The organism is Paenibacillus sp. FSL R7-0189, assembly GCF_037969925.1.
Lineage (GTDB): Bacteria > Bacillota > Bacilli > Paenibacillales > Paenibacillaceae > Paenibacillus_AQ > Paenibacillus_AQ odorifer.
In genome coordinates, this window is sequence record NZ_CP150223.1 from 6,349,362 (window position 1) to 6,374,860 (window position 25,499).

At 43.3% G+C, this 25,499-nt stretch carries 23 protein-coding genes; 8 read left to right on the forward strand and 15 right to left on the reverse strand.

The genetic code is table 11. The annotated features are described in order from the left end of the window. Positions 1 to 199: 199 nt before the first annotated feature. Positions 200 to 2,155 carry an AraC family transcriptional regulator gene (locus MKY63_RS27945; protein ID WP_076144009.1) on the reverse strand — a complete coding sequence of 652 codons (1,956 nt, stop codon included), beginning with the start codon at positions 2,153 to 2,155 and terminating at the stop codon, positions 200 to 202. A gap of 375 nt (positions 2,156 to 2,530) precedes the next feature. Here MKY63_RS27945 and MKY63_RS27950 point away from each other — a divergent pair, with 375 nt between their 5' ends. Then, entirely contained in the window at positions 2,531 to 4,594 is a 2,064-nt protein-coding gene (locus tag MKY63_RS27950) for a methyl-accepting chemotaxis protein (protein WP_076144010.1), read from the forward strand. 166 nt (positions 4,595 to 4,760) lie between these two features. On the opposite strand, the gene MKY63_RS27955 is transcribed toward MKY63_RS27950, so the two are convergent. Next, on the reverse strand, positions 4,761 to 7,001 hold the full coding sequence (locus MKY63_RS27955; protein WP_076144012.1) for a M56 family metallopeptidase: 2,241 nt from the start codon (positions 6,999 to 7,001) through the stop codon (positions 4,761 to 4,763). A 5-nt stretch (positions 7,002 to 7,006) separates the two neighbouring features. Further along, the gene (locus tag MKY63_RS27960) at positions 7,007 to 7,384 is read right to left on the reverse strand and encodes a BlaI/MecI/CopY family transcriptional regulator (RefSeq protein ID WP_036686415.1); all 378 of its coding nucleotides are present in this window, start codon (positions 7,382 to 7,384) and stop codon (positions 7,007 to 7,009) included. Positions 7,385 to 7,586: 202 nt separating this feature from the next. On the opposite strand from MKY63_RS27960, the gene MKY63_RS27965 reads away from it, so the two are divergent. The 5 genes from MKY63_RS27965 to MKY63_RS27985 all read left to right on the forward strand — a co-directional run bounded on the left by MKY63_RS27965 (position 7,587) and on the right by MKY63_RS27985 (position 12,652). After that, a complete protein-coding gene (locus tag MKY63_RS27965) occupies positions 7,587 to 9,077 on the forward strand; it encodes a 4-hydroxyphenylacetate 3-hydroxylase N-terminal domain-containing protein (protein ID WP_076144014.1) in 1,491 nt (496 codons plus the stop codon). 212 nt (positions 9,078 to 9,289) lie between these two features. Next, positions 9,290 to 9,949 (forward strand): response regulator transcription factor, encoded by a 660-nt coding sequence (locus MKY63_RS27970; RefSeq protein WP_036686413.1) that lies wholly within the window; start codon positions 9,290 to 9,292, stop codon positions 9,947 to 9,949. A gap of 73 nt (positions 9,950 to 10,022) precedes the next feature. Then, complete coding sequence (locus MKY63_RS27975) at positions 10,023 to 11,324, forward strand: HAMP domain-containing sensor histidine kinase (RefSeq protein WP_256719413.1); 1,302 nt, start codon at positions 10,023 to 10,025, stop codon at positions 11,322 to 11,324. Between the two features lie 60 nt (positions 11,325 to 11,384). Then, entirely contained in the window at positions 11,385 to 12,194 is an 810-nt protein-coding gene (locus MKY63_RS27980; protein ID WP_076144017.1) for a hypothetical protein, read from the forward strand. An 80-nt stretch (positions 12,195 to 12,274) separates the two neighbouring features. Continuing rightward, positions 12,275 to 12,652 carry a PilZ domain-containing protein gene (locus MKY63_RS27985; protein WP_036686410.1) on the forward strand — a complete coding sequence of 126 codons (378 nt, stop codon included), beginning with the start codon at positions 12,275 to 12,277 and terminating at the stop codon, positions 12,650 to 12,652. A gap of 134 nt (positions 12,653 to 12,786) precedes the next feature. On the opposite strand, the gene mnhG is transcribed toward MKY63_RS27985, so the two are convergent. From mnhG to MKY63_RS28020, 7 genes are all read right to left on the reverse strand, one after another. Next, entirely contained in the window at positions 12,787 to 13,185 is a 399-nt protein-coding gene (gene mnhG / locus MKY63_RS27990) for a monovalent cation/H(+) antiporter subunit G (protein ID WP_036686408.1), read from the reverse strand. Further along, positions 13,160 to 13,453 (reverse strand): Na(+)/H(+) antiporter subunit F1, encoded by a 294-nt coding sequence (locus MKY63_RS27995; protein ID WP_036686407.1) that lies wholly within the window; start codon positions 13,451 to 13,453, stop codon positions 13,160 to 13,162. The genes mnhG and MKY63_RS27995 overlap by 26 nt, the downstream gene beginning before the upstream one ends. Then, positions 13,453 to 13,926, reverse strand: coding sequence for a Na+/H+ antiporter subunit E (locus MKY63_RS28000; RefSeq protein ID WP_076101747.1), 474 nt, complete (start codon positions 13,924 to 13,926; stop codon positions 13,453 to 13,455). The genes MKY63_RS27995 and MKY63_RS28000 overlap by 1 nt, the downstream gene beginning before the upstream one ends. 4 nt (positions 13,927 to 13,930) lie before the next feature. Then, positions 13,931 to 15,409, reverse strand: a complete 1,479-nt coding sequence (locus MKY63_RS28005; protein ID WP_076101745.1) for a Na+/H+ antiporter subunit D — start codon at positions 15,407 to 15,409, stop codon at positions 13,931 to 13,933. Further along, on the reverse strand, positions 15,406 to 15,741 hold the full coding sequence (locus MKY63_RS28010; protein WP_036686402.1) for a Na(+)/H(+) antiporter subunit C: 336 nt from the start codon (positions 15,739 to 15,741) through the stop codon (positions 15,406 to 15,408). The genes MKY63_RS28005 and MKY63_RS28010 overlap by 4 nt, the downstream gene beginning before the upstream one ends. Then, the gene (locus MKY63_RS28015) at positions 15,741 to 18,605 is read right to left on the reverse strand and encodes a Na+/H+ antiporter subunit A (RefSeq protein ID WP_339813633.1); all 2,865 of its coding nucleotides are present in this window, start codon (positions 18,603 to 18,605) and stop codon (positions 15,741 to 15,743) included. Before MKY63_RS28015 ends, MKY63_RS28010 begins: the two co-directional genes overlap by 1 nt. Positions 18,606 to 18,732: 127 nt before the next feature. Further along, positions 18,733 to 19,371 (reverse strand): universal stress protein, encoded by a 639-nt coding sequence (locus MKY63_RS28020; RefSeq protein WP_232061321.1) that lies wholly within the window; start codon positions 19,369 to 19,371, stop codon positions 18,733 to 18,735. Positions 19,372 to 19,716: 345 nt separating this feature from the next. Here MKY63_RS28020 and MKY63_RS28025 point away from each other — a divergent pair, with 345 nt between their 5' ends. After that, complete coding sequence (locus MKY63_RS28025) at positions 19,717 to 20,049, forward strand: metalloregulator ArsR/SmtB family transcription factor (protein ID WP_076183577.1); 333 nt, start codon at positions 19,717 to 19,719, stop codon at positions 20,047 to 20,049. Positions 20,050 to 20,100: 51 nt separating this feature from the next. Then, complete coding sequence (locus tag MKY63_RS28030; protein WP_076144019.1) at positions 20,101 to 20,637, forward strand: SRPBCC domain-containing protein; 537 nt, start codon at positions 20,101 to 20,103, stop codon at positions 20,635 to 20,637. Positions 20,638 to 20,719: 82 nt separating this feature from the next. On the opposite strand, the gene MKY63_RS28035 is transcribed toward MKY63_RS28030, so the two are convergent. Genes MKY63_RS28035 through MKY63_RS28055 form a run of 5 tightly spaced genes read right to left on the reverse strand, consistent with a single transcriptional unit; the run spans position 20,720 to position 25,380 of the window. Continuing rightward, positions 20,720 to 21,472, reverse strand: a complete 753-nt coding sequence (locus MKY63_RS28035) for an alpha/beta hydrolase-fold protein (RefSeq protein ID WP_339810659.1) — start codon at positions 21,470 to 21,472, stop codon at positions 20,720 to 20,722. An 11-nt stretch (positions 21,473 to 21,483) separates the two neighbouring features. Beyond that, entirely contained in the window at positions 21,484 to 22,284 is an 801-nt protein-coding gene (locus MKY63_RS28040; protein WP_339810661.1) for an alpha/beta hydrolase-fold protein, read from the reverse strand. A gap of 19 nt (positions 22,285 to 22,303) precedes the next feature. Next, entirely contained in the window at positions 22,304 to 23,308 is a 1,005-nt protein-coding gene (locus tag MKY63_RS28045) for an iron ABC transporter permease (protein ID WP_339813636.1), read from the reverse strand. Positions 23,309 to 23,333: 25 nt separating this feature from the next. Beyond that, positions 23,334 to 24,350, reverse strand: a complete 1,017-nt coding sequence (locus MKY63_RS28050; protein ID WP_076273844.1) for an iron ABC transporter permease — start codon at positions 24,348 to 24,350, stop codon at positions 23,334 to 23,336. 13 nt (positions 24,351 to 24,363) lie between these two features. After that, the gene (locus MKY63_RS28055; RefSeq protein ID WP_036686393.1) at positions 24,364 to 25,380 is read right to left on the reverse strand and encodes an ABC transporter substrate-binding protein; all 1,017 of its coding nucleotides are present in this window, start codon (positions 25,378 to 25,380) and stop codon (positions 24,364 to 24,366) included. Between the last annotated feature and the right edge of the window lie 119 nt (positions 25,381 to 25,499).

Sequence of the window (25,499 nt, forward strand, 5' to 3'; positions counted from 1 at the left end):
AGATTAATCGATGCTACTCTTAGCGTCTAGCTAATCAACAAAAATCAATGAGCCGATTACTTTCCTATATTCAACACCCTCTACTTTATAAGCAAAACAAAGAAGCAGCGAGTTACTTCACTGCTTCTTTGTTGAATCTTACTTCTCTCATTCAAAACGGTCATTAAACTTCACGTCAAGGGTTAACCTGAGATCTCATTTATTTAGCCAGCAGTTTAGGGAACTCATCCAGCAGCATGCTGCTGGTCAGCATATCGTCATAATTCCATTTGGTCTCCACAAAAGTAACTTTTCCGCTCTTAACAGCAGGGAGCGAGCTCCACAACGCAGTTTTCATTAACTCATTAAAGGAATTTTCCGCATCAGCATTGGCCGGATAAATGACAAACAAATGGTCACCAATAAGCATCTTATGCATTAGCTCAGGGGAGACCTCAATATAAGGCGCGCCTTCTGCCGGCTCAATTTCCTTCACTGCTTCTGACATTTTGTAGCCCTGCGGCTGATACAGCAGTGCAGGAATGCCACCAGTTTTCATCAAATACATTGTCTTGTTCCAATAATAAATCAGCACTACCGCTGTTTCTCCTTCGGCAAGTTTGCCTTCCTGACGCAATCCGCTCCACATATTCTCGGCCTTGCGATTATATTCGGACAACAGTTGCTCTGCTTCAGCCTTTTTACCCACTATCTCACCAATGACAGGCAGACGCTCAGACAAGGGTTTACTCTGGTCAAATACAACAGTAGGTGATATTTTGGACACTTCTTCATATTGTTTGTCCATCACATAACCTAGCATTGTTAAATCCGGTTCCAGATCCAAAACAAGTTCCAGATTTGTAGGAAATCCGATATCCTGTGCCGGGGTTGTCTCCTTGTCCAAATAGACTGATTCTTCAATAAACCGGCGGTCGACACCGACCGGCTGAATCCCGAGTGCCAGCAGGTCACCGATCGAATTACCCTGCAGCACAATCCGCTGTGGACGCTCTGGAATATCAACCTCATGCCCCTGACTGTCTTTATATACTCTTGTAGATTTTGAATTGGTGGCTGAGTCCGGTGGACTTGTCTCTGTTTGCACAGAGGATACCGGACTAGGGCCAGCATTCGCAGAATTAACAGGACTGTTCCCTGAAGAGCAAGCACTAAGCATTAAAACCAGACATAACAGCATCGCTGCTCCCATTGACATTTTTGTATTTCTAACCATCAGTAAATCCCCTTTTCCTCTATATTGATAATGATTATCATGATCATTAACAATATAACTTGGCTCAGCCCATCCTGCATTAGACAATCTTAGCCTGATTTTAGGACGATCTGATCCTTTGGCAGAGTCTTGGGCCAATGACTTAAAATTACCCGGAGTCACACCGGTTGTTTTCTTGAAAATACGGATGAAATAGGACAGGTCCGTGTACCCCACTCCGGCGGCAACCTCCTGCAATGATGCATCGGTATTTAGCAGCAGTTCCTGCGCCTTATCTATTCGCGTCCGAATAAGAAAATCAATCAGACTGGTACCCGTCTTGCTTTTGAACTGCTTCGCCACATAGGTCACACTATAATTAAGCTGCTCTGCAATAGAGGATAAGGTAATAGGCTGACTGTAATATTCCCGTATGTATCGAACCGCTTGCTCCACCAGATCCGGCTTGACGGGATAGACTCCATATGCCTGTCTCTGCCGCTCAACTTCGTAGACAAATTGATAAAGCATTGCTTTGATCTGAATCCGTTCAAGTGAACTTGAGTCCAGCCATTTTCGGTGCATCTCCTTTACTTGAGACAGTAAAACCACTGGAGCATCCGGAGCAAATTCATATTGTTTTTGAAAAGGACTGTTTCTTTCAAAAAGTCTACGTACACCTGATCCGGACGTTAGCGAAAGCGAAGCTTTATAGAAAATAAAATAAAACTCCATTTCCTCCCTGACCCAATCAATATCCAGTTGACCTCCCTTTCCGCTGTGTAGGATATGAAAACGTTCTGCAGCATGTTTATTTCCATTGAGCCGAAAACCTGCGTTGCCGCGAACCATATATAAAAAACCTGCAGCCGGGAACCTATAGGAGGTCAGCTTGTCGCCGGCCTTAAACAACATATGGCGAATATCAACCAGCCGGATATGTGCATAATCCCAGAGCATCAAATTATCATCAGTATTTAAAATTTTTACTCGCCTCCTTCCTATCGGAAGTATAATTGATAATCATTATCAACCGCAAGAGCTGGAAGCAATATACAAACAAGAAGTCCGAAAAAAGCAGTTAAGCATCATCTAAAAAAATAACAATTCGCCTCTAATCGGTAACTTCAATGTGCCAAGTCAACAGACTAATTGTTAAGATCTCCCTCGCCCCCCACCATCTTGAAATCCCGCACCAGTCAAGGGTTTATCCTGTGCGTTATCCATTTTAATTTAATTTTTTTATTCTCAAAATTACTATTTCGAAAATCTCACTATCTTCCGATATGTTCTTATGAGCTATTTGCTCAGAGACAACTTGGGGGAGATGGTAGCATGTTAAAACAACTAAAAAAAAGGCGGTTCGGTTCATCAAGCATAGCAAATACTTTGTCCATTGTACTTTTAGTTATTATTGTTGTCGTCTTCTCAATCTTGGGAACCTTTATGTTTTCCAGCACTCGCAGCATACTTGTGAAACAACAAGAATCTATGCTTCAGACCAAAACACAGGCACTTGTCAGTCAATTTGATGCACTATTTAAGGAAAAGGGTTCACTGGTCAAGCAAATGTCAACGAATAACTTATTCAAACAATACATCGAAACCACCAAATCTCCAGAAATGGCCAAGACTTCTCCGCATGCCGCTGAAGTAGCAAAGACTCTAGCTGCCATTGTAAAGGTGGAACCCACTTTTGCAGATGCATGGATTGCTAGTACTGCCGGCAAAGGTTTTTATATCCTGAACAATGGTACGACATCAGATGTTGCTTTTAACATTAAAGAACGGCCGTATTATAAGCCAGCAGTCGAAGCAGCCGGCCTGTACTACTCCGATCCTTACATTGACATCACTACAGGTGATATGCTGATGGGTATTTTTTATCCGATAAAAAATGACAACAATACATTAATCGGTTTTGTCGCGGTTGATATAGCGTCTAAAAATATCCCTGAGATAATGGAAAGCTATAAGCTAGGCAGCACTGGTTATTCCATTCTCGCCTCCAAAACAGGTGATATTCTGTATCACCCAGACCAGTCTAAGGTCACAAAGGAAAAGATTAATGAGCTGCCAGGTGATCTTGGGGGGATCGGCAAGAAAATGATCGCTGGTGAATCCGGCGTACATCTGATTAATGACAACGGAGAACGCCGTTACATCGGCTATGCTACAAGTAAAGATACCGGCTGGTCCGTAGGTTTAACTATTTCAGAGCGTGAAGTGCTCTCCGAATTAAAAAAGTTCACCTGGATAACGATTGGCGGGTTTGTGGCAGCGGCGATTCTGCTCGTTCTATTTTCGTATATCACACTCCGTTATCTGCTCAGATCCATACCGAAGCTGCTCACCAAAATCAAACGGGTGGAAAATGGGGATTTGACTGTTCAATTTGATGCCTATTCCAACAACGAAATTGGACAGATCTCCAACGGAATATTCAACATGGTCCAGAAAATTCAAGGGATGCTTCAAATAGTGGGTACCTCCGCTCAGGTATTAAACCAGTCCTCAAAAGATCTGCAATCCATTTCTTCCCGTACAGCTATAACGATGAACGATACAGCAACGGCCATTAATGAGATTGCGAATGCGACCAACTACCAGTCGATTGAAACGGATACGATTTTGCAAAAAACCGGATCATTATCTGGTCAAATTGACGAAATCGCAAATGATGCCATAGCCATAGAGACGATGGTGCAGGCTTCTGCCGACCAGAGCGAACTGGGGTTAGGTGTATTGAATCAGTTATCGAAATGGGCAGAAGAAAATCACAACTCCACTCATTCGATATCGTCTGCCATTCATGATATTGATCAAAGCCGTCATGAAATTTCAAGTATCGTGGACACGGTACATCAAATCGCTACGCAAACCAATCTGCTGGCGCTAAATGCTTCCATTGAAGCAGCACGTGCGGGAGAACAGGGGCGCGGATTTGCCGTTGTTGCCGGAGAGGTTCGCAAGTTGGCGGAGCAGACCGCACAGGCCACACAGGAGATTGGCAGAAAGGTTCATGAAATCGAGGAAAAAACTAGAGCATCCGTGGAATACACAGCCCAAGGACTTGAAATTGCCGAAGAAAATGCAAAATCCGTGGAGGCTACGAAACAGGTATTCTTTAGCATCAACAGCGATTTGGAGGCTTTGAGATTACGTATGATTCAAATCAGCAGCAACACCTCCAAAGTCCATAAGCACAAAGATGAAATCCTACAGGCACTCGAAATCATTTCTTCAACTACAGAAGAGAATTCCGCTTCGACGGAAGAAGTTAGCGCAAGCACGCAGGAACAATTGGACAGCATTGAACAGGTTGCCGAGCTATCCCAGCAGCTCAACCAGTTGTCCAAAAAGCTTCAGGACGAATTAAACCAGTTCCAGGTCGAATAGCCCTCTAGTCATCCGTAAGTTACGCAGTCATGAGACTATCCTCCCTTCTAGAAAAATTAAGCAGCCAGTGCATGCCGATAATCCATCGGCGCGCACTGGCTGCTTTTAGTTTCAATTCGCTAGTAATGGTCTCTTCAATCGTACGGTACAGACCTATGATAATTAACTATTTATACGGGTCAGGAATTTCCTCCCACTGACCAGTAAAGACATCTACTTTAATCGTGAATTCCCTGCTTCCTTGCCTAACATCACTGAACAAATAACCATCCCCGATAAACCCTGAAATCCAGTCCGTACCTGTTGGCTTGAAACCCTCTGTATCAAAGATAGGTTGGAGTAACTTATACAGTTCCTTCTGGTATTCTGTACCGTTAGAGATATCCCACAGATCTATCGCTTCTCGGTTTACAAGACTTCTCAGTGGACTGCCAGAAGATACGTCATGAACCGTTCCGGTAAGCGGATTAATTTTGTAGCTGTTGCCTTCCCCTTCGCCATTCAGTGGATCTATATCCACCCTATATTGATCTCCGTCTTTGCTAAAGGTCCAACCGCTTGCCGGAAGCTGTTTTTTCATCATGGACTTGATGTCCTGTTCACTGAGCGGTGGAGATATAAACGAACCATAGTACATCTGTGCGCTCTCAATGGTCAGATTCTTCCCGTAAACGGCAATAACTTCGAGCGGAAACTCAGACATAGAGGCTGCACCAGCCAAGTGGGCTATAATTTGGTCATCTATCAGCTCGTATGAAACTATTGAGCCAAATCCGACCTTCTCTCCCCAAGCTCCCTCAGTGTAATCATATACTTTGGTCAAATGCTTTCTGTCCAGTTCAGCAGATACATAGGTATGGTTATTTCGGTGTGTAATGGAGGATTTCAGCCTCTGATTCAACGTTTCGATCGGATCTTCGACCACAAGCTCTTCCAAGGTAACAGGCTGGAGCACATGAATCTCACTCATAGAAAGTCCGGTACCTGTGCCGGTCGTAATGCGTATGAAGATTTCTTTAGTCCCATCCCCGTTCACATCTGCTTCTTCAATCAATGGAGGCCGAGTTTCATCTTCCCCGGCATTCCACAAGAACGTACGGCTTACTTCACCACGCACATCTACCGTGACTTTATGCAAAAGTGCATTCTCCCCAGTGGGATTAGCAGATACCGTGATTCCGTTTTTTTCCGCCAATAGAGTGCCTTTAACGCTGGAAGCCGTGCTCTCTTTATCCTGCGCTTCTGCCCGAAAAGTAGCAGGAGCGCTCTTTGCCGGGGCTGATGCAGAATTCAGCTTTGCCCCTGTCAGGGTACAGCCACTTAAGACCATAATTACAGCTAGGCCCAGCAGTGAGTTTTTTGCCGTAAATTTTTTGTGTCTGGTAATCATGATAATCCTTCTTTCCATTTCCTTTTTACTGCTCGAAATGCCAGCTGTACCTGCCAACCGGATCGGGTCGGGTAAGGTTTCTAACAATTTGAGAAGTGTCAGGGCATAACTTCTGTGGCACGCTGGTTCAAGATGCTTCAAGACCAGAGCATCACAGGCAACCTCTTGATCCTCTTTCATTTGGCGTACGGCATACCACAACAGAGGATTAAACCAATGCATGGCCAGCAGCAGACCTGTCAGCAGATTTAGCAAAATATCACGGCGCTTCACATGCGCCAGCTCATGAAGGAATATATGACGGAGCCCGTTCGTCTCCAGAGTGTGTAAGGTAGAGGTGGGCAGCAGCAACATGGGCCGTATAACGCCAAGTAGTGTCGGTACGGCAATCTGCTTCGTCTCGATCAGCTTGACTGGGCGCCGTACCTGCATCTCCTGCTGACAGGTTCGGAACAACCGTTGGATTTCTAAGGAATGAATCTCTGGTTCCCTTCGAACCCGTGCGGTAAATCGAAGTTGTACTCGAACTGACAAGCCCAGTACCACCGCGGCTCCGCCAAGCCACACCAAAACCAGTAAATGTAGAGGCTCCCACCCTGAATCGGTCGCCCTGGAAGAACTGTCTATTTGCGGATTGACTTGTGCCACATCATCCGATGCTGATGCTCCCGGCAAAGGTCCAGTTTCTGCAATTCCAGTAACTGACGCTGCTTCCTCTTCCTCTCCGGTCAACCCGGGCATATAAGTAAAGCCGATTTCCGACTGTACTGACGGAAAAATGGTACTCTGCGCCGCTTCTTTCTCCAGCGGCAACAGATTAAAAATACTAAATGTGCTTTCTGGTGCCCAAGGTATTGCCAGCCTCACGATCAGTGGTATCCACAGAAGATACGTCCAGGTAGGTTTTAGACGATCCTTGAACAGGAACCGGGTCAATAAGATCAGCAGAGCCAGCACGCTCGCCATGGCAGACAGCGACAATACCTTGACGAACAGATTGTATGCAGCTTCCAGCAAGCGGCTCAGTCCTTTCGTTCATCCAAAATTCTCTTCAATTCTTCAATATCTTCCCGGGACAACTTTTCATCCTGCAAAAAATTGACCAACATCGGGCGCAGAGTTCCACCGTAGATCCGCTTCAGAAAGGATCGTGTCTCCGATTGGACACATTCCTCTTCCCTCACCAGCGGATAATATGAATACACCCTACCTGTCTGGTTATAACCAATAGCCTGCTTCTCTGTCAGACGCTTAATCAACGTCCGTACCGTCTTTGGGTTCCAATCCCTGCTGCCTTCTAGTGCTTCAACAATCTCACCTGCAGTGCGCGGGGCACTTGCCCACAGCACCTTCATCACTTCCCACTCGGCATCCGAAATCCTTGGAGTTTCCTTAGACATAATACTATCCACCATTCTTTCCTGGCATGACTACATTTGTAATCCAATATCCAAAATATACAAGTCAGCTTCGTTTATGTCAACCCCAAACTCCCTGTTCACACACGGTATATGGACAATGTACACGTAGATTCATGGTCACGTACATTAATAGCAATAATACGGCTTATTAGTCAAAGATGACTTCAATGAGGTGGAACCTATGCCTATAAAAACAGGTAATCAATACATCGAACGAATCGACCGGCAAAAGATCAATATCTGGTACAGAGGAATACGTATTGAAGGTCCTTTATCCAAACACCCTGCCTTTCAGGGTCTCATACAAACACAAGCTGAAATGTATAACATGCAGTGTGATGAACGTTATTTGGCGCAGATGACCTATCCTTCACCTGATACTGGAGATCCTGTTGGTTTATCTTTTCTTCCACCCAAAAATGCTGAAGATTTAGAACGCCGGAGAAAAATGATTGAACTCTGGTCCAATAGACATCATGGATTTTTAGGACGCTCCCCCGATTATATGAATACAGCCATTATGTCTCTCTTCACAGCTGCTGATATCCTTGAGGACCTTAATCCGAAATATGCTGAGAACCTCAGAAAATACTATGCCTACTGTCGTGATTATGACATTACCTTATCCCATGCCTTCATCCAGCCTCAAGCCAGCAAAATATCCGGCCAGATTGATGCTACAGAGGATTCTATCGCTGCTAAAGTCGTAGAAATCAATGATGAGGGGATGATTGTTACCGGTGCTTTTATGATGGCAACACAGGGAGCTACCTGCGATGAAATGCTTGTATTCCCGACTCCCTCACCCTCACTTGTGGATGATGATAATCCCTTTGCGTTTGCCTTTGCGGTGCCTAATGATCTGCCTGGAATGACTTTTTTTTGCCGTGAAAGCTACGCTGCCTCATCTACTTACGACCATCCGTTAAGTTCAAGATATGAAGAAATGGATACCCTTGTTATCTTTGACCGTGTACTTATCCCTCATGATCGTATATTTTATTATGGCGATGAAATGTACTGTTCCCGATTATTCGGCGAGAGTAACTTTCATACGCATATGGCCCACCAAATTGTCACCCGCTATATTGCAAAAACCGAGTTTTTTCTTGGTATGCTAGAGTCTTTGGCTGAAGAACAAAACGCTGTCCTTGAATCCTACACGATTTTGCCTATTTCCAGAATATTAACCTATTTAGAAACTTTCAAAGCCTTAAGACTTGCAGCGGAAATAGGGGCTTCGCTCGACAAATTTGGATATCTCGTTCCAGACAAGGGACCACTATTGGCTTCAACCATTCACTTTTCAGAGTTTTATCCAGAAATGGTTGAAATGGTTCAAAACCTCAGTTCAAGCGGTCTCATCATGATCCCCTCTGAAGCCGACTTTACATCAAGCGCTGGTTCTTATCTTTATGAATATTTGAAGGGGAATGTCTCGGATGCATGGTATCGAAATGCCTTATTCCGGCTGGCGTGGGAACTAGGAGCGGGTGCATTCGGAGGTCGTCAAACCCAGTTCGAGCGGTTATTTTTCGGCAACTCCCAAACGGTGGCCTGGCGTATGTACAACAGCTATGATAATCACGAATATTTCCGTCAAATCGTTCACGATTTTATTGCCCCCGATACCCCCTTGCCTAAGTCAACAACGGATGGAATTTCCAATTAATAAAGAGTTGCAAAGGCTTATAATGATGTGTTTTAGGATTGATTAAGAGACTGCTTTCGTTCTCTTTCAGTCCTTTTTGAGCTCTATTCACAATCAAAATTATGAAGAACTAGATGCTTTTTCATACCTTCACTGGACAATTCTGTAATAAGTTGTTTATAGTTTATTAGCATTAGGAAGTGATTTGCTAGCTTAGGAGGGAACAATGAACTATGGGCCATATCATAGTCGTAGAAGATGAACGTGCAATCAGTGACTTAATTACTATGAATCTAAAATTAGTCGGACATACCTATAGCAAGGCTTATCGCGGGCTGGAGGTTATTGAACTGCTGGAACGTGAAAAGGCCGATTTAATTCTGCTCGATATAATGCTGCCCGAACTGGATGGTTTTGAGATCATGCAGCGGATTGCTCACTTACAAATTCCGGTGATTCTAATCACCGCTAAAGATTCACTGGCTGATCGCATCAAGGGCTTTGAGCTGGGCGCCGATGATTATATTATTAAACCTTTTGAAATCCTTGAATTGTTGGCAAGAATCAATGTGGTGTTACGCAGGAGTGAAAAAGGCACTTCCAATTTTCTTTGTGAAAACGTTGAGGTACGTTATCTTGAGAGGCTTGTCATGGTGGATCAACTACCCGTAGATTTAACCGCTAGGGAATTTGAGCTTCTTGAAGTCCTTATCCGCAACAGAAACATTGCTTTATCAAGGGAAAAGTTGCTGGAATTAGCTTGGGGCTATGATTTTGAAGGAGATACCCGTACCGTAGATGTACACATCAGGCAGCTGCGCAAAAAACTAGGCTGGGAAGAACGAATTAAAACCGTATTTAAGCTTGGTTACCGCTTGGAAGTTCAGGTCTAGTATGAGATTCTGGCATAAAATTCTGCTGTCAGTCCTCGCCTTCTTCATCGTCGCCCTAGATGTGAGTGTAATAATGATTATGAAAAAAAGCTGGCAGCTGAACATGGACAGCGAAATGCAGCGTGCTTCAAGCGAACAGCTATTAATTGCAAACAACATTTATGAAAATCTTGAATCAATTCAGACCCGTGGGGCCACACTTACCTCTACTTTAATCTCCAGCGTGGCTCAATCCTATGGTGAATTTTATCATAAGCAGGGAATCGGACTACAGCTCTGGGAGAATGACCAGCTGGTTTATCCGAATGCCGGAGTCCCATCCGTCTCAACGCCGGAATCACATTCTATTCAACTCTCTACTGAGCTCCCTGCTCCCTATCAAGCTTTGACGATCGTTTATCAACGTGATATCAGTGACCTGTATGCTAAGCAGCATGAGCTGAACCGTTTTTTTGTAATGATTAACTGGATTATCGGTCCAATTCTGCTCCTATTACTCTACTTGCTGATCCGGCAGTTGACCAAACCACTTAAACAGCTTTCAAAGACTACAAAAACGATCGCTGAAGGCAAATATACCGAGCGTGTGCAGTTGCGCAGTAAAGATGAATTTGGTGAGTTAGCCCTGAACTTTAACCGAATGGCAAACGCAGTGGAACAGCACGTGATCGAACTGTCTAATATGGCCGATGAAAAGCAGAGAATGGTAGATAACCTCGCCCACGAACTGCGCACACCTTTAACCAGTATGCAGGGATTTGCTGAATTTCTGACTTCCGCGAATATAGGCCAGGAAGAACAGCAGATGGCTGGTCAATATATCCTTAGTGAAACCTTACGCCTGAAGAATTTAGCCTTCAAACTGCTGGATTTGTCCGTCCTACGGCATCATCCTCTGACTCTGAAACAAGTAGACATATCAGATTTGTTCAAATCGGTTAAACAGATTGTGCAGCTTAAATTGGACGAAGCAGGCATCAAACTAGAAATGGATTATTCGATCCCTGCGGTTTGGGGTGATCATGATCTGCTAACTTCCTTCTTGGTTAACCTTGTCGAAAATTCCATTCATGCATCTCCGCAAGGGAGCACCATCCGCTTGCTTGCCTATGCATTGCAAAATGAAGCCATATTGGAAGTATGTGATTCGGGATTTGGGATGACCCCGGAACAGAGCGCGCGTGTTTTTGAACCCTTTTATCGAGGTGAAAAATCGCGCACACGCGAATACGGGGGTGCGGGTCTTGGTTTATCTTTATGCAAGCAAATCGCAGATGCACATCAAGCCAGAATTTCACTGAATTCTACTTTAGGTCAAGGAACAAGTATCCGCATCTTTTTACAACTCCATAACATCTGTTCACCTACTCTATAACATCTATAGTTTAAGGTTAGGAAGATTCAGCATCATCCGAAGCAAATGGAGGTTATTCAAGTGAATAACAAAAAATTCCCCACTGCTTTAGCTGTACTCCTGTTCTCAGGGAGTCTGCTAATCGTCAGTGCAGTCATTCAAAACACCACCCATTTAGCTTTAACCAGCATCAAAACCCCAGGGGTGAAGTTGGAAGCACCCACGCGGGTGTCCACAGAGAATGACGATCTACAACAGCAGACGAGCCCTAAAGAAATACAACAAATTAACAATTTCATAGACATGGCTGGTAATGAGACTTCTGTATCCAAACGGAACACTGTTACACCGCCTGCTGTAGGGCATTTGAGTCAAAGCGATACCGTTGCTCTCGCTGCTTCAAGCGTTCGCAAATTATTCGAAGTGGACATGGGAAAGCTGCAGATGCGGGTTATTCTGAGTGATACCCGAACCTCGCTGCCGTGGACATGGGCTGTACATTTCAGTCCATATAACGCCAAGACCCTAGAAGGGCAAGGTAAGGAATTCTGGGAATACGATGTACTAATTGATCCCATAAACGGTATGGTAGTGAATACGACCGCGATTAATAATTCTCTGAAAAGAACACCAATTAGCGCTTCTGCTGCCAGCGCCATCTATAAAGATGCTAGTTGGATCAATACGGCCATTACTATCCTTACAGATAAACAAAAAGAAAGCCGGAAAATTGCTACAGCAACACTGATCAACACTGAAACCAATGATAAACGCGGCATGGTCGCTGTTCAGATGATGCTGGAAGATGGCAGCAGCTACACGGCAGAAATGCGTTATCCTGATCAAAGTCTGCGCTGCCTTACCTACGAGACTGCTCAAGTAGTGAAATAAATCAAAAATAGAATCAACTCTTCACTAATCCTACTTTTATGTCGATAATTTATATTACATGGAAAAGTATGGAGGAGCATATGAACACTAATCGCAGAACCGAACCTTTTCGATATACCCTTAAAGAACCTGTAACATTTGATCTTCATATTCTTACTATTAACGGCATCCAGGTTCCTTCCAAGCCTGTAAGGGCTGTATTGTTCGACATCAGTCGATCGGGTTGCCACTTATCGTTACCCCTCAATATCAACCCAGAAAATAACCTAGTACGCATTGGCATGGAAATGAATCTTACGGATGAATCTATGTACATAGAAGGAATATTGAAATGGAACAAAGAACAACAAGGCAGTTTCCACTACGGCATTCAGTTGGACATCCCTGAGAATGACGGTGAACGACTCCCAAGGGTACTTCGCATACTTGCTGGAGAAGGCAAAATATTAGTTCGTTAAGATAACAAAAAAAGAGTAGTTTTAATCTAAAAAAGCAACAACCCCGCGTTTTCATGCAGGGTTGTTGCTTTTTAGCTATTGCGATCCAAACTTATTGTTGTAATCCGAAATTACAGACTAACATTTCCTGAATTTTATTCTTGAGGCACATCCCGTTCAGGGGATGCTGCTACAGCTTTTTCTTTCTCCAGTACCTCTCTTAAATCATCCTGAATTCTGCGATTCCATAAGGGAACCCCTGAGCGATAAGCAGCTCTACCTGTCAAATGCGCAGATAAAGGTGAGGTCATAAATACAAAGACAATCCCCAGTAGCAGCTTAGCACTTATATGATCTAGAAAAAATGCAAAATATAGAAAGGCCCCGCTCAGAACACATAAAACACCAAGGGTGGCACTTTTAGCAGCGGCATGCGATCTCAGATAAACATCAGGCAGCCGAATCAATCCATAAGCACTTACAGCACTAAGCAATGCCCCCATCAGAATTAACAAAGCAAACAGCAATTCACCGACTGTCTTGATCGTTTCCATGTTCTAGCACCACTCCCCTTTCGATGTATCTGGCAAATGCCGTCGTGCCGATAAAGGAAAGAATGCCTATTAACAAAATAATTTCGATAAAAGCCTGCGTTCGGAGTAAAACAGAAAGAACGGCTACCATGGCTAACAGATTAATTCCAATCGTATCCAATGCTGCTACCCGGTCAGGCAAAGAAGGTCCCTTCAACAAACGCCAGGCACATACACCAATCGCCAGCGCCATAATCGTAAGCGAGAGCATAAGAATAAAATGGATCATTAACGGGTCACCTCCAATATCGCGCGCTCAAAGGTGTCACGGATATTCGCTCTGAACTGTGCGGGATCATCAACATCCATGGCATGAATATACAAAGTCCGGTTATCATCCGATACTTCAAGTACCACAGATCCGGGAGTAAGGCAGAGCAATGTGATCAAAGTAGCCACTTCCCAATCCGATTTCAGCTCTGTAGTATATTTCAAGATTGCTGGACGTATATTAAGCTCCGGTCTCAGAACGGCTTTTACCACTACATAACTTGAAACGACCAGTTCCCGCAGCAGCAAAAGGATTAGCTTAATAATTGCCCACACTTTTCCTAGATATAATCTGGGCCAAAAACGTCGCATTCCGAGCAGAATGAGGATACCGATCAAGAAACCAATGACGAAACGTGGCCCAGTCCAGTCATTGTGCAGGAACATCCACAGGAATGCTATCATGAAATTCAATAATAGTTGAAAAGCCATAGTATCACTCCTTCATGACAGCGTTAATGTATAGTGCTGGATCAGCCAGTACGGCTCCGGCTTGACTCACAAAACCGTTTACCGTCTCCGCACCTACACCCATCAGAATTACAATCACGAACAGAACAGCCGCCGGTGCCATCATGGCTTTATAATGAAGCGGTTTGACTTGTTCTTCCCTTTTCTCGCCACCCCAGAATACTTGCTGGAATACCTTGATCAAGGAATATAACACTACAAAGCTGGATGCAAGTGCAATCAGCGCCAGAGCCACGTGATTCTCTCCAAATCCACTACGCACCATCATCACTTTTCCAGCGAAACCACTAAGGGGTGGAACACCAACCAATGCCAAAGTCAGTACAAAAAACATCCAGCCGGTCCACGGATAACGTCGGATCAAACCACCCATTTCTTTTAATCGGTCGGTGCCCGAAGCTGAGATAATCATCCCACCCAGGAAAAATAATAATGCTTTGGCAACCATGTCATGCATTAAATAAAACACTACACCATTTAACGAATCCTGAGTTGCGACAGAGATCCCAAAAGCAATAAATCCTACACTGATGATGATATTATAATTAAATATTCGGCCCAGATCGTTGTAAGCCAATGCCCCGATTGCCCCAAGTATCATTGTCGCCCCCGCCATCCAGGCAATCAATGTATGGGTGAGTCCCGGTTCTTGAATAAAAATCAAAGTAAAGGTACGTGTAATTGCATACAATCCTACCTTGGTTAACAAAGCCCCAAACAGGGCTCTAACAGCCAATGGCGGTGCACTATAGGAATCGGGAAGCCAGAAAAAGAGCAGCAAACCTGCCTTAATCGAAAATACAATTAGCAGCAGGACCGCAATGACGTTCATTACACCGCCTTGTCCCGCCTCTGCTACACGCATAGATAAATGCGCCATATTCAGTGTGCCTGTCGCAGCATATAAATAAGCAATCGTCGCCACAAACAAGGAAGAGGAAATCACATTAATTAATACATACTTTAATGTCTCTCGCAGTTGACCCTTGGACCCACCAAGTACGATCAAAGCGTAAGAAGCAACTAACAGCACCTCAAAGCAGACAAACAAGTTAAACAGGTCCCCGGTGAGGAAAGAGCCAAAAACCCCGGTTAATAAAAAATGGAAAAACGGGTAGTAATAAAACCGTTCTCTGTCTTCCCCAATGCTAGCGAAGGAAAAAAACAGACAAGCCGCACCAACAATGGCCGCTGTCAACACGAGCAATGCCGAAAACATATCGGCAACAAACACAATGCCATAAGGTGGACGCCATCCCCCCATATATAAGGTCTGGATACCGTTTGTATTTACCTGATACACAATGAATCCCGCAACAAAGATATTTAAAAACACACTGACGGCACTTATGATTCGTTGCAGACGTACTCGTTCTTTCAGAAAAATGAGTATAACTGCCGTAATGGCCGGAATCAGCAGAGGCAGCACTAGCAAGTTGTTCATCGTCTCTCCTCCTTGGTTCCTTCCACATCATCGGTACCCGTCGAGCGGTAAGTCCGGTATGCCAAAACAATAAAAAATGCTGTTACTCCAAAGCTAATTACAATAGAGGTCAAAATGAGCGCCTGCGGCAAAGGATCGACATAAGCTTCCGCTTCCTCACCCAGCAATGGTGCAGCACCTGTCTTGAGGCCAGACATTGTCAGTAACAATAAATGAACGCCGTGCGTTATTAAAGTGGTTCCCAGAAGGATGCGCAGCAAGCTTTTGGAAAGAACTAGATAAACACCTACGGAAAACAGTACGCCGATCGCCAGGGCAATAATAAGCTCCATTAGCTATCCCTCCCGATCGTAAATATGATATTCATAGTGACACCAATAACAGCTAAGAAAACACCGAGATCAAAGAACATTGCTGTGGTCAGTTCTGTTTTGCCCATAAGTGGCAGTTGAAAATAGCCAAACGCTTGGCTCAGAAAAGGTACATCGAATAAAAACGAACCTATTCCTGTAAGAAAAGCTACAGATACCCCAACCGCGATTAACTTACGATAGTCGATAGGCAATACCTTCTCAACCATATCAATCCCAAAAGTAATGGCGAGCAGTACCAATGCGGCTGATGCCATCAAAGCCCCAATAAATCCGCCTCCCGGATTATTATGTCCGGCGAAAAACAGATAAAGCGAAAATATTAATATCATAACGAAGGCTACTTTAGCTACCGCTTGTAGTAACACATCATCACTTACAGAAGAAAGTTGTTTATTATCCTTCACAGTCCGCTTCAGTGGGGCAATAGTTCCATCCGTATCCAACTGCAGTTTGATCATGGAATAAATAGCAAGTGAGGCAAGGCCAAGCACTGTAATTTCAAACATGGTATCAAAGCCGCGGAAATCAACGAGCAGAACATTAACAATATTTTTACCGCCACCCAAGGTATAGCTATTCTCCACATAATACTTCGAGATGGATTCGAACGGACTACTACCTAAAGCAGCAAGTGCAACCAATGTCATGGTTATTCCCATCCCGATGGAAATAACTAGCTTAGGCAAGCGGGACCGAAGTTTGAGCGGCTCTTTCTCCAGCTTAGGCAAATGCCGAAAACATAGCAGGAACAATGTAACGGATACTACTTCGACAATCATCTGCGTAAGCGCCAGATCAGGTGCCCGGAACAGAACAAAGAGTAAAGTAACCATATAACCAACCATTCCTGTTAACAAAATGGCTGTGATTCTGGAACGTACAAATGGGATAGCCAAAGCACCTACAAGCATAACCATAACAACAATAACTTCAAACAAAGAAAACGGAGCATATTCAGTTGTCCCAAGCGTTATTCCATCGGTATACCACACGGCTCCACCAATGGCTACGATCAGGAAAGCGAAGATATACATCAAGTAATGGCGCATAGAACCTGTCATATAGGTGCCAGTCAACGCCCTAGACGATTTCTCGACCAGCCGGATTACTCCGTCATAGACTTGATTTAAAGTGTAGCCACTGCCCCATTCTTTATCGACCAGACTCCAGCGGCCATAGATTCGGTATACAATAATACCAAGAATCACAACACCAAGTGTCATCCATATTTCTGGTGTAAAGCCGTGCCAGAAATGAATATTCACAACAAAGGGTTCTCCGGTCTGCAAGATTGGGTGAATAGCATTCATTGCAGGGATAATAAGTGTTTTGGATAATATATTCGGGAAAAAACCGATAAATATAGACAGCACTGCTAGCAGGCACGGGGCAAGCAGAAGTCCAAATGGGGCTTCATGCGGTTTTTTGTCCAGCTTCTCAGGCTGATATTTTCCGAAAAAGGTGTGGAAAACCAAAATCATACTGTATGCAAAAGTAAACACGCTGGCAATCCAGGCCAAAACCGGGAAGAGCGTAAACAACGAGGGAATAGACAATATATCCAGGTTTCGGATATTCAGAACAGCCGTAAAAAACATCTCTTTACTTAAAAAACCGGAAAATGGCGGCAAACCGGCCATCGAGAAACTGCCGATCATTGCTACCGTAAAGGTAACCGGCATAATGGAAATCAGTCCGCCCAGCTTTCGCAGGTCGCGGGTACCCGTCTCATGGTCAACTATACCGACCATCATAAACAAAGAGCCTTTAAAGATGGCATGGTTAATAAGGTGAAAGATAGCCGCTGTTGTTGCAGCAGTGTAAAAGACTGAATCTTCCCCTACATAAAATGCCGCTGCCGATCCCATTCCCAGCAATCCCATAATCAGTCCAAGTTGACTAATCGTTGAATAGGCTAATAGAGCCTTCAGGTCCGTCTGCTTCATCGCCTGGATGGAGCCATAAATCAAGGTGATCAAACCGACGCCTGACACAACCCAGAACCACTCATATTGCCCCGCAAAAACAGGGCTGAAACGGGCGACAAGATACAATCCAGCTTTAACCATCGTTGCCGAGTGCAGATAGGCGCTGACGGGTGTAGGTGCCTCCATGGCATCCGGCAGCCAGATATGAAACGGGAACTGAGCTGATTTGGTGAAGGCGCCTAAGAGAATTAGTAGCATCGCCGGAATAAATAAAGCATGCCCGCTAATATCGCCAACCTCACTCCAAATTTCCCGGATACTAAAGGTGCCTGTCATTACATAAAGCATTAAAAAGCCGGCAAACATCGCTAAACCACCAAATACGGTAATCAACATAGATTTGAGAGCACCATACCGCGATTTTTGCCGCCGATGCCAAAAGGCAATTAACAGAAATGACGAAACACTTGTTAATTCCCAAAAGCCGTATAACACCATCAAGTTATCCGAGAGCACAACGCCAAGCATCGCCCCCATAAACAACATTAGATAAATATAAAAAGGGGTTAACGCTTCTTTTCGCCGGTCCAGATAATAAATTGAATAGATAATTACAAGACTACCCATCCCAGTGATTAACAAAGCAAACAACAAACTTAATCCATCCAGATGGAAAACCAAATCAATTCCTAGTGAAGGAATCCATGAAATGGTTTCATATCCCAAATCCCCACCTTTGATAACGGGAATCCGGGTTAAGAAATAAACAAACAAAACGAGTGAACCAGGGAAAACAAGCCATCCTCTATGAAGGTTGGGTGCTCTCTTGGACAAAAGTGCGATTACTAAGGCCATTAGAAACGGAACAAGTATGATTACATGCAGCAAAGGCAGTCCTCCTTTTCCACTTGAGCTTATCAAGTTGTGAACTTTAGTACTTACTTTTTTACCAAAAGCCAAAGATCATATGATTGGTAGGGCCTTATATACAAGGCCCCAATGTTGATAAGGGCAAGCCCGATTATAAAGAATCGGTCAATGTGCCATCACAAATATGCAGATATCTAGCCTTTCCATCTTCTTGCTCAATTCTGAATAAACCGTTCTCAAATTCTGTGTGTAGTTCGTGAAAGAACTTTCCCTTAAGCGAATACTCTCCCTGAGGTTCATCACTGAGCTGATACTCAGCCCCGTTTTTGACCAGGTAGGCGATAACGCCTTCCTCATGGGTTTCTTCCAGCCCGGCACGCATCCGCTGCACAGCCACGACATGCAGATCCATCATTTTCATTTTACCAATGAGTTCATTGATGAAATTACGTTTGGTAAGCTCCTGCCACCGAGTTTGAGCAGATTGTCCAATGACGATCTGTGTAACCTCATTCTCTTCAGCAACTTCTACAATAATATCTGTTGTTTTTCGGCCTTCACGTTTCCGAATGATAAACTCTGCGCCAGCTTCATCGGCAAGACGTTTCCAGACCGTCATATACATTTCTTTGCTCTGATTATATTCATCAATATCCGAACTATCGACATTTAATACAAACAATGGCGCCCCTATAATTTCAGATAGTTGGACACCACGCCGGATTAAACGCTCCCCATGCGGACCATAATGAACACAAACCATAATCTTTTCATTGTGTATGACCTTCACCCTCCTGTAACATGGCCAAGAAATACAAAAGGAGCCCACTGGCGTTAGGCCCCTTGCGTAATTCTAAAACCCGATAAGTTATACTTAATTATATCTATTCCTATGTTTTTTGTAAAGTTTGTTGGTTATCATGGAACATATTTCTTTTTAATGCTTGTATCATGCCCTTCTCTAGCAGTTGTCATACAATGGTTATTATATATTCCTTTACAGGAATATTCCCTCCGTGGTATATTATCATCACAAACAGGAAATACCAAAAAGGAGGCGCTATAGAGCCGCTCAACCACAGTACGTCATAATAGAGATACGAATGAATTTAATGAATCGAAGTGATCCTTGTTTATGAATACTAACGTTATGAGTGCCTTAGCTGAGCCCCACCGCATGCAGATCGTTGAACTATTACGCGAGAATCCTCTAACCGTTGGGGAGATTGCAGAAAGTCTTCAGCTACGACAGCCTCAAGCGTCCAAACATTTGCGTGTCCTTAGTGAAGCGGGCTTAATTGAAGTTCAAGCTGTTGCTAACAAGCGCATTTGCAAGCTCCGTCCTGATCCATTTAAGGAAATAGACGATTGGTTAGACTCCTACCGCCATATATGGGAAGAACGATATGATCGACTGGATGATTATTTGCAAAAGCTACAGAGCAATGAAAACAATAAAAAATCATAGTCTCAGGCTGAAATTGGCAGGAAGCAAACAAATTTGAGGAGGATCTATCCCATGACAAATTCTAACCCGTCCAACCAAGTGGTATCCAAAATTGTTGATGGCAACATATTAGTATTAGAGCGCGTATTCCAAGCTCCACGTGAACTTGTATTCAAAGCTTTTTCTGAGGCTGAGCATTTGAAGCACTGGTGGGGTCCAAAAGGTTGGACGCTTCCCGTATGTAATGTCGATTTCCGTCCAGGGGGTACTTGGCATTATTGCATGAAGTGCGAGGATAAGAATCAAGGTGATTTCTACGGTATGGAGTCTTGGGGCAAGGCATTGTATAAGGAAATTACAGTCCCAGAACAAGTCATTTATACAGATGGGTTCTCAGATGCAGAGGGTAATATTTCAAAAGATTTGCCTGAGACGCTTGTCCAACTAGATTTTATCGACCTGGATGGTCAAACGAAGCTGGTGAATACCGGTAAATACTCTTCTCCGGAAGCCTTGCAACAAGTTATTGATATGGGGATGTTAGAGGGGATTTCCCAAACCTTCGACAATTTGGATGCCCATCTCGAGAATTTACAGAAGAATAACTAGAGCAGCTATGTGCTAGCCATGACCCTTTTCATCGATAAATAGGACGAAGCAAGGCTACTCTCTCCCGCTCGTCCTATTATGTTTATTTTGCAGGAAATAAGAACCTGATACTATTCGGAAAATATTGCAGGAAAAACATGTCATTATGCGTGCCCAGCGGATCCGTCTCAAACTTCACACGCTGATCAGCTTCATCAATCTTCTCTTTTAAAATATCATAAGCACGTTTGCTGTTAGGCACCATGTCCTTCTGGACATTTGTCTTGTGGATACCTTCCTGTTCACCAACATACATATAAATTCTGTATTCCCTATCTAGTCTTGAATTCTCCATGAAATGAATGAAATCTTTAAACCATACAGACGCAGATATGAAGATAAAATTTCCAAAAATAGCTTCAGTCTTGTACATTGCGTACAGACTTATTAATCCACCTAGTGAAACACCACCCAAAGCCAATTTCTTCGGCTCGTTAGAGATGCGATAGGAGCTTTTGATATAGGGTACAAGATCCTGATAGACGTAATTCAAATAATCATCGCCCTTGCCCCCAAAGGACCAATCCTTAAAAAGAGCAGGCATTTCCCAAGGTGTATATTCATCATTCCGCAGTTGAGAATCAATCCCGATAAAAATAACCGGCTCTGTTACTCCCTCTTCCACATCTTTCTCTATAGCTATAATCGCCTCTTTGAACAAAAAATCTCCATCCTGTAAGAAAACCGCTGGAAATATCCGCTCCGGAAATAGATGATATTCTTTCGGTAAATACACGGTAATCTGACGATCTATATGTTCAAAAAGCACAAGCTCGCCTGCCCTCATTTGCGTCATATCCCCACTCCTTAACAGTTCAGCACTCGAAACGCTCTACTCATAATCGTTGGCACTACAGAAGCGTGATTTTCATTGGGTGCGACATAGTGCTCAACCTCTAAATTAGGCAGAGCATATTCATTCATTTTTGAAAATACTAATGCTGCGTCATCGACCATAAACGACTCTTCACTCCCTACGGTAATCAATAACTTTTGTTTATCGGTCATCTTCACTTGACCATTGTTATAGAACCGCTCCGCATACGTCAGGATTTCATGATCATTCCACCAAATGGATGGACTAGAGGCCAAATAATACTGGAATAGCTTCGCACGAGTGAATAACGTCCAGAGGACAAATAAACCGCTGAGAGAGTGACCAAACAAGGCTTGTTTATGCTGATCCACATTATATTTCTTGTTGATTGCTGGCATTAACTCTAATTCTAAAAAAGCCAAAAACTTCTCAGCCCCACCATGTGGACCTATGTCAGCATTTTTCAATCGATCCGGATATACATACTGCTTCGCAGGAGGTGTAAAATCATAAAATCTTCTTTTAGAGACCTCTTCATCTGAACCATAATGTCCAATGCCAATCACAATTGCTGGTGCAATAAAAGTTTTTGGGGCATTTCTTGACTGCAATTTCACAACATCCCGACCTAATTGAAAATATGAATTACCATCGAGCATGTAATACACAGGGAAGCCCTTTTCTGGTGCTGCTTCTCTGGGAAGAGAAACCTTTATATCGTACGTGTAACCCATATACTGAGATTCAAGTTTCCATGATTCTGTGTGTTCGAGCTCTACTTGTGTTGTCATTTTTTCTGTACACTCTCCCCTACACTCTTGACTTGGCTAATAAATATAAGAAATATGGAATGCCAATAATCGAAACGACTATACCCACGGGTAACTCTGCCGGCTGAAATATTGTTTTGGCAAAATAATCTGAGATCACCAGCAAAAACATCCCAACCACTGCACTGGATAATATAATATAGCGGTGGTTAATCCCTACTAATCTTCTGGCAATATGAGGAGCCATCAAGCCTATAAAACTTATAGAACCGGATACAGATACACAAACACTTACAATCCCCACACTGCATAACAGAAAGATCAGCTTTTCTTTTTCTACGGAGATCCCCAAGCTTTTTGTACTGGAATCCTCCAATTGAAAATAATTGAGTAAATAGCTTTTTCGATACATTACAAATCCTAAAATAAGCACCCAAGGTGCGATCATAATGATATAAGTCCAGTTCGCGCTATAAATACTTCCGACACTCCAAACCGCAGCCATTTCATAATCACTTGCATTCATTTTCAGAGAAATATACAACGACAACGCACCAAAACCACTACTAATCGCGATCCCTGTCAAAATCAAGCGTTGCATATCGAGTGCACCATTCCGCCAAGAGAAAATAAAGATAATCACAACTGCGGCAAGCCCACCTACAAAACCAAACAGCGGCATGGCTAGTATCGAGAACCAGCTTTCTTTGAAAAAAGTAACTCCCGACATCTGAAAGAAAAACATAAACGCGACGATGGCAGCTCCAGCGCCTGCATTAATCCCAAGGATCCCTGGATCAGCCAGCCCGTTACGGGTAATTCCTTGAATGACAGTTCCCGCCATCCCCAGACCTATTCCTACTAAAGAAGCAATAATGATCCGTGGTAACCGAAACTGAAAAATAACCAGGTCAAATTTAGGGTTAGGATCTATTCGCAGCAGCGTTTTTATCACATCCATTACAGACATATCAAACACGCCATTCGTAAGATGAAAATACCCCGCCACAAGGGTTAACAGGATAAAAACTAATAGTGTCAGCATATAGCGGCTAAACTGTATTTTACTTCTATCCACGCTGCTCTCCCCCTTTAACCCGAATTAAATAAAGGAAGAACGGGATTCCAATAAAGGCTGTTACAACACCGATTGGCGTCTCAAACGGAAAGTTAATATAACGGCTTAAGACATCGCATAACGCTAAAAAAACAGCTCCAATCACCGCTGAGCAAGGAATGATAAAGCGATAGTCTATACCTACGATAAAACGTGTAATATGAGGAATGATTAGGCCCACAAAGGCTATCTTGCCAACTAAAGCTACTGCTGTCCCGGTCAGACATACAACAGATATAATACTGACAATTTTCACCCATTTTGTTCGTTGACCCAAGCTAATCGCCGTTTCATCCCCCAGGGAAGCAACCATTACTGATTTAGAAATACTAACCGCCAAGAGCAGTCCAACGATTATAAAAGGAATTGATAATATTAGCATATCTGGATTAACGGTATGTATTTTCGAGCTATACCAGACGCTAACATTTTGTGAGACTTGAAAAAACATCGCTACTGCTGAGGCGATACTACTTAAAAAAGTACCAATTACAGTCCCAATAATTGCTAACCTGACTGGTGATAAACCGTTTTTGACCAATGAACCAAATCCGAAAACCAAACCCGCTCCGATGGCTGAACCCACCATGGATAAAATAATCATCTGAACATTTGATAATCCCGGATAAAACACCATAGCCAACGTAATAACAAATGCCGATCCGTCATTTACTCCCATAATCGATGGTGATGCAAGATAGTTACGTGTAACCCCCTGCATTAACGCCCCTGAAACAGCCAGAGCCGCTCCAACTAATAAAGCGGCGATTACACGCGGAAATCTAGATGTCATAATAATGTTGTGGTCCACATTATTAGCATCGAAGTGTGTAATCGCCTGCCATATTGTCAATATTCCAATATCTTTAACACCATATAAGACGGATACAACAATTGCTAATACGATGAATAATGGAGAAGTTGATAGGATCAATATAACTTTCCAATTTTTTGTATTCATTTTATTCATCGCACCTTTGGTTTTACTTCAACAGGTTTTCAATTGCTGAATCCAGGAATCTTACTTTAGACCAAGCCGTTCCACCTTGTGCCAACGGATCAATTGCATTTACAAACACATGATTATTTTTGACAGCAGTAACGCTTTTGAAGATCGGATTCTTGAGCAAATCATCAAGTGCTGTTGCATTATCAGTATTCTCACTAGTCTCAAACTGCAAGAAAATATAGTCCGGATTAATATCCGCCAAAGCTTCTAATGAAAGCTCTGCTTGTGCCTCTGTAGAGGAGATCACCTCAGGAATGGCAGCGCCCAGATCTTCATAAATAACCGGATTCAAATAAACGCCAGCAGGATATACACACATACTGCCTTGACGAATACGAATGACTAGAATGGATTGATCTTTCAGCTTTTCTCCGATTTCAGCCTTAGCATCAGCGGCTTTAGATTCATAATCGCTAATAATCTTTTCCGCATCTGCCGTCTTACCGGATAATTGACCTAATAAGAGCAAGTTATCTTTCCAGTTCGTTGAAATATGTGAATAAGGAATCATCGTTTGAATTTTATTAAGTGCGCCGGCCACATCTTCTCCAAACTTGGAAGACCCTAAGATAACATCTGGATCCAGCTGCAGGATCGCTTCATTACTTGGAGCAAATTTATCCCCCACTAAGGATGCACCCGCTAGCTCTGTTGACAGATAACCTGGAATAGCATCAGCTATCGCAAGTACACCTACAGGTTTCACTCCCAGTATGGCAGCATCTTCCATAGATTCGAGACTTGCTGCTACAATATTATTAATCTCTGCAGGCACGACATAATCCTTGCCCAAATATGTAACGGTTTGTTCAGTGGCAACTGCCTCCTGAGCCGCATTTCCTTTGTTATTTGCTGTTCCTTCTGCTGCTACTGCAGCATTATTTGTGCTTTTTTCTGAAGCTGTCTTATCCTTCTCATTGTTACCGCAAGCTGCCAAACTCAAAGCTAAAACTGCTGATACCCCAGCTAATAAATATTTTTTCTGATTCATATTCAATCTCCCCATCTATATTTTATTTATCATTCTTCAAACCAAAGTGATGATAATGAGAATCGTTATCATATTAAATCATATGAGAATAATTATCAATACTTTTCTTTGAATATATG

Excerpts from the sequence above, each read along its gene's own strand:
- MKY63_RS27945 (WP_076144009.1), bottom strand. The coding sequence starts at position 2,155 with ATGCTCTGGGATTATGCACATATCCGGCTGGTTGATATTCGCCATATG.
- MKY63_RS27950 (WP_076144010.1), top strand. The coding sequence starts at position 2,531 with ATGTTAAAACAACTAAAAAAAAGGCGGTTCGGTTCATCAAGCATAGCA.
- MKY63_RS27960 (WP_036686415.1), bottom strand. The coding sequence starts at position 7,384 with ATGTCTAAGGAAACTCCAAGGATTTCGGATGCCGAGTGGGAAGTGATG.
- MKY63_RS27965 (WP_076144014.1), top strand. The coding sequence starts at position 7,587 with ATGCCTATAAAAACAGGTAATCAATACATCGAACGAATCGACCGGCAA.
- MKY63_RS27970 (WP_036686413.1), top strand. The coding sequence starts at position 9,290 with ATGGGCCATATCATAGTCGTAGAAGATGAACGTGCAATCAGTGACTTA.
- MKY63_RS27975 (WP_256719413.1), top strand. The coding sequence starts at position 10,023 with ATGATTATGAAAAAAAGCTGGCAGCTGAACATGGACAGCGAAATGCAG.
- MKY63_RS27985 (WP_036686410.1), top strand. The coding sequence starts at position 12,275 with ATGAACACTAATCGCAGAACCGAACCTTTTCGATATACCCTTAAAGAA.
- mnhG (WP_036686408.1), bottom strand. The coding sequence starts at position 13,185 with ATGGAAACGATCAAGACAGTCGGTGAATTGCTGTTTGCTTTGTTAATT.
- MKY63_RS27995 (WP_036686407.1), bottom strand. The coding sequence starts at position 13,453 with ATGATCCATTTTATTCTTATGCTCTCGCTTACGATTATGGCGCTGGCG.
- MKY63_RS28000 (WP_076101747.1), bottom strand. The coding sequence starts at position 13,926 with ATGGCTTTTCAACTATTATTGAATTTCATGATAGCATTCCTGTGGATG.
- MKY63_RS28005 (WP_076101745.1), bottom strand. The coding sequence starts at position 15,409 with ATGAACAACTTGCTAGTGCTGCCTCTGCTGATTCCGGCCATTACGGCA.
- MKY63_RS28010 (WP_036686402.1), bottom strand. The coding sequence starts at position 15,741 with ATGGAGCTTATTATTGCCCTGGCGATCGGCGTACTGTTTTCCGTAGGT.
- MKY63_RS28025 (WP_076183577.1), top strand. The coding sequence starts at position 19,717 with ATGAATACTAACGTTATGAGTGCCTTAGCTGAGCCCCACCGCATGCAG.
- MKY63_RS28030 (WP_076144019.1), top strand. The coding sequence starts at position 20,101 with ATGACAAATTCTAACCCGTCCAACCAAGTGGTATCCAAAATTGTTGAT.
- MKY63_RS28035 (WP_339810659.1), bottom strand. The coding sequence starts at position 21,472 with ATGACGCAAATGAGGGCAGGCGAGCTTGTGCTTTTTGAACATATAGAT.
- MKY63_RS28040 (WP_339810661.1), bottom strand. The coding sequence starts at position 22,284 with ATGACAACACAAGTAGAGCTCGAACACACAGAATCATGGAAACTTGAA.
- MKY63_RS28045 (WP_339813636.1), bottom strand. The coding sequence starts at position 23,308 with ATGCTGACACTATTAGTTTTTATCCTGTTAACCCTTGTGGCGGGGTAT.
- MKY63_RS28050 (WP_076273844.1), bottom strand. The coding sequence starts at position 24,350 with ATGAATAAAATGAATACAAAAAATTGGAAAGTTATATTGATCCTATCA.
- MKY63_RS28055 (WP_036686393.1), bottom strand. The coding sequence starts at position 25,380 with ATGAATCAGAAAAAATATTTATTAGCTGGGGTATCAGCAGTTTTAGCT.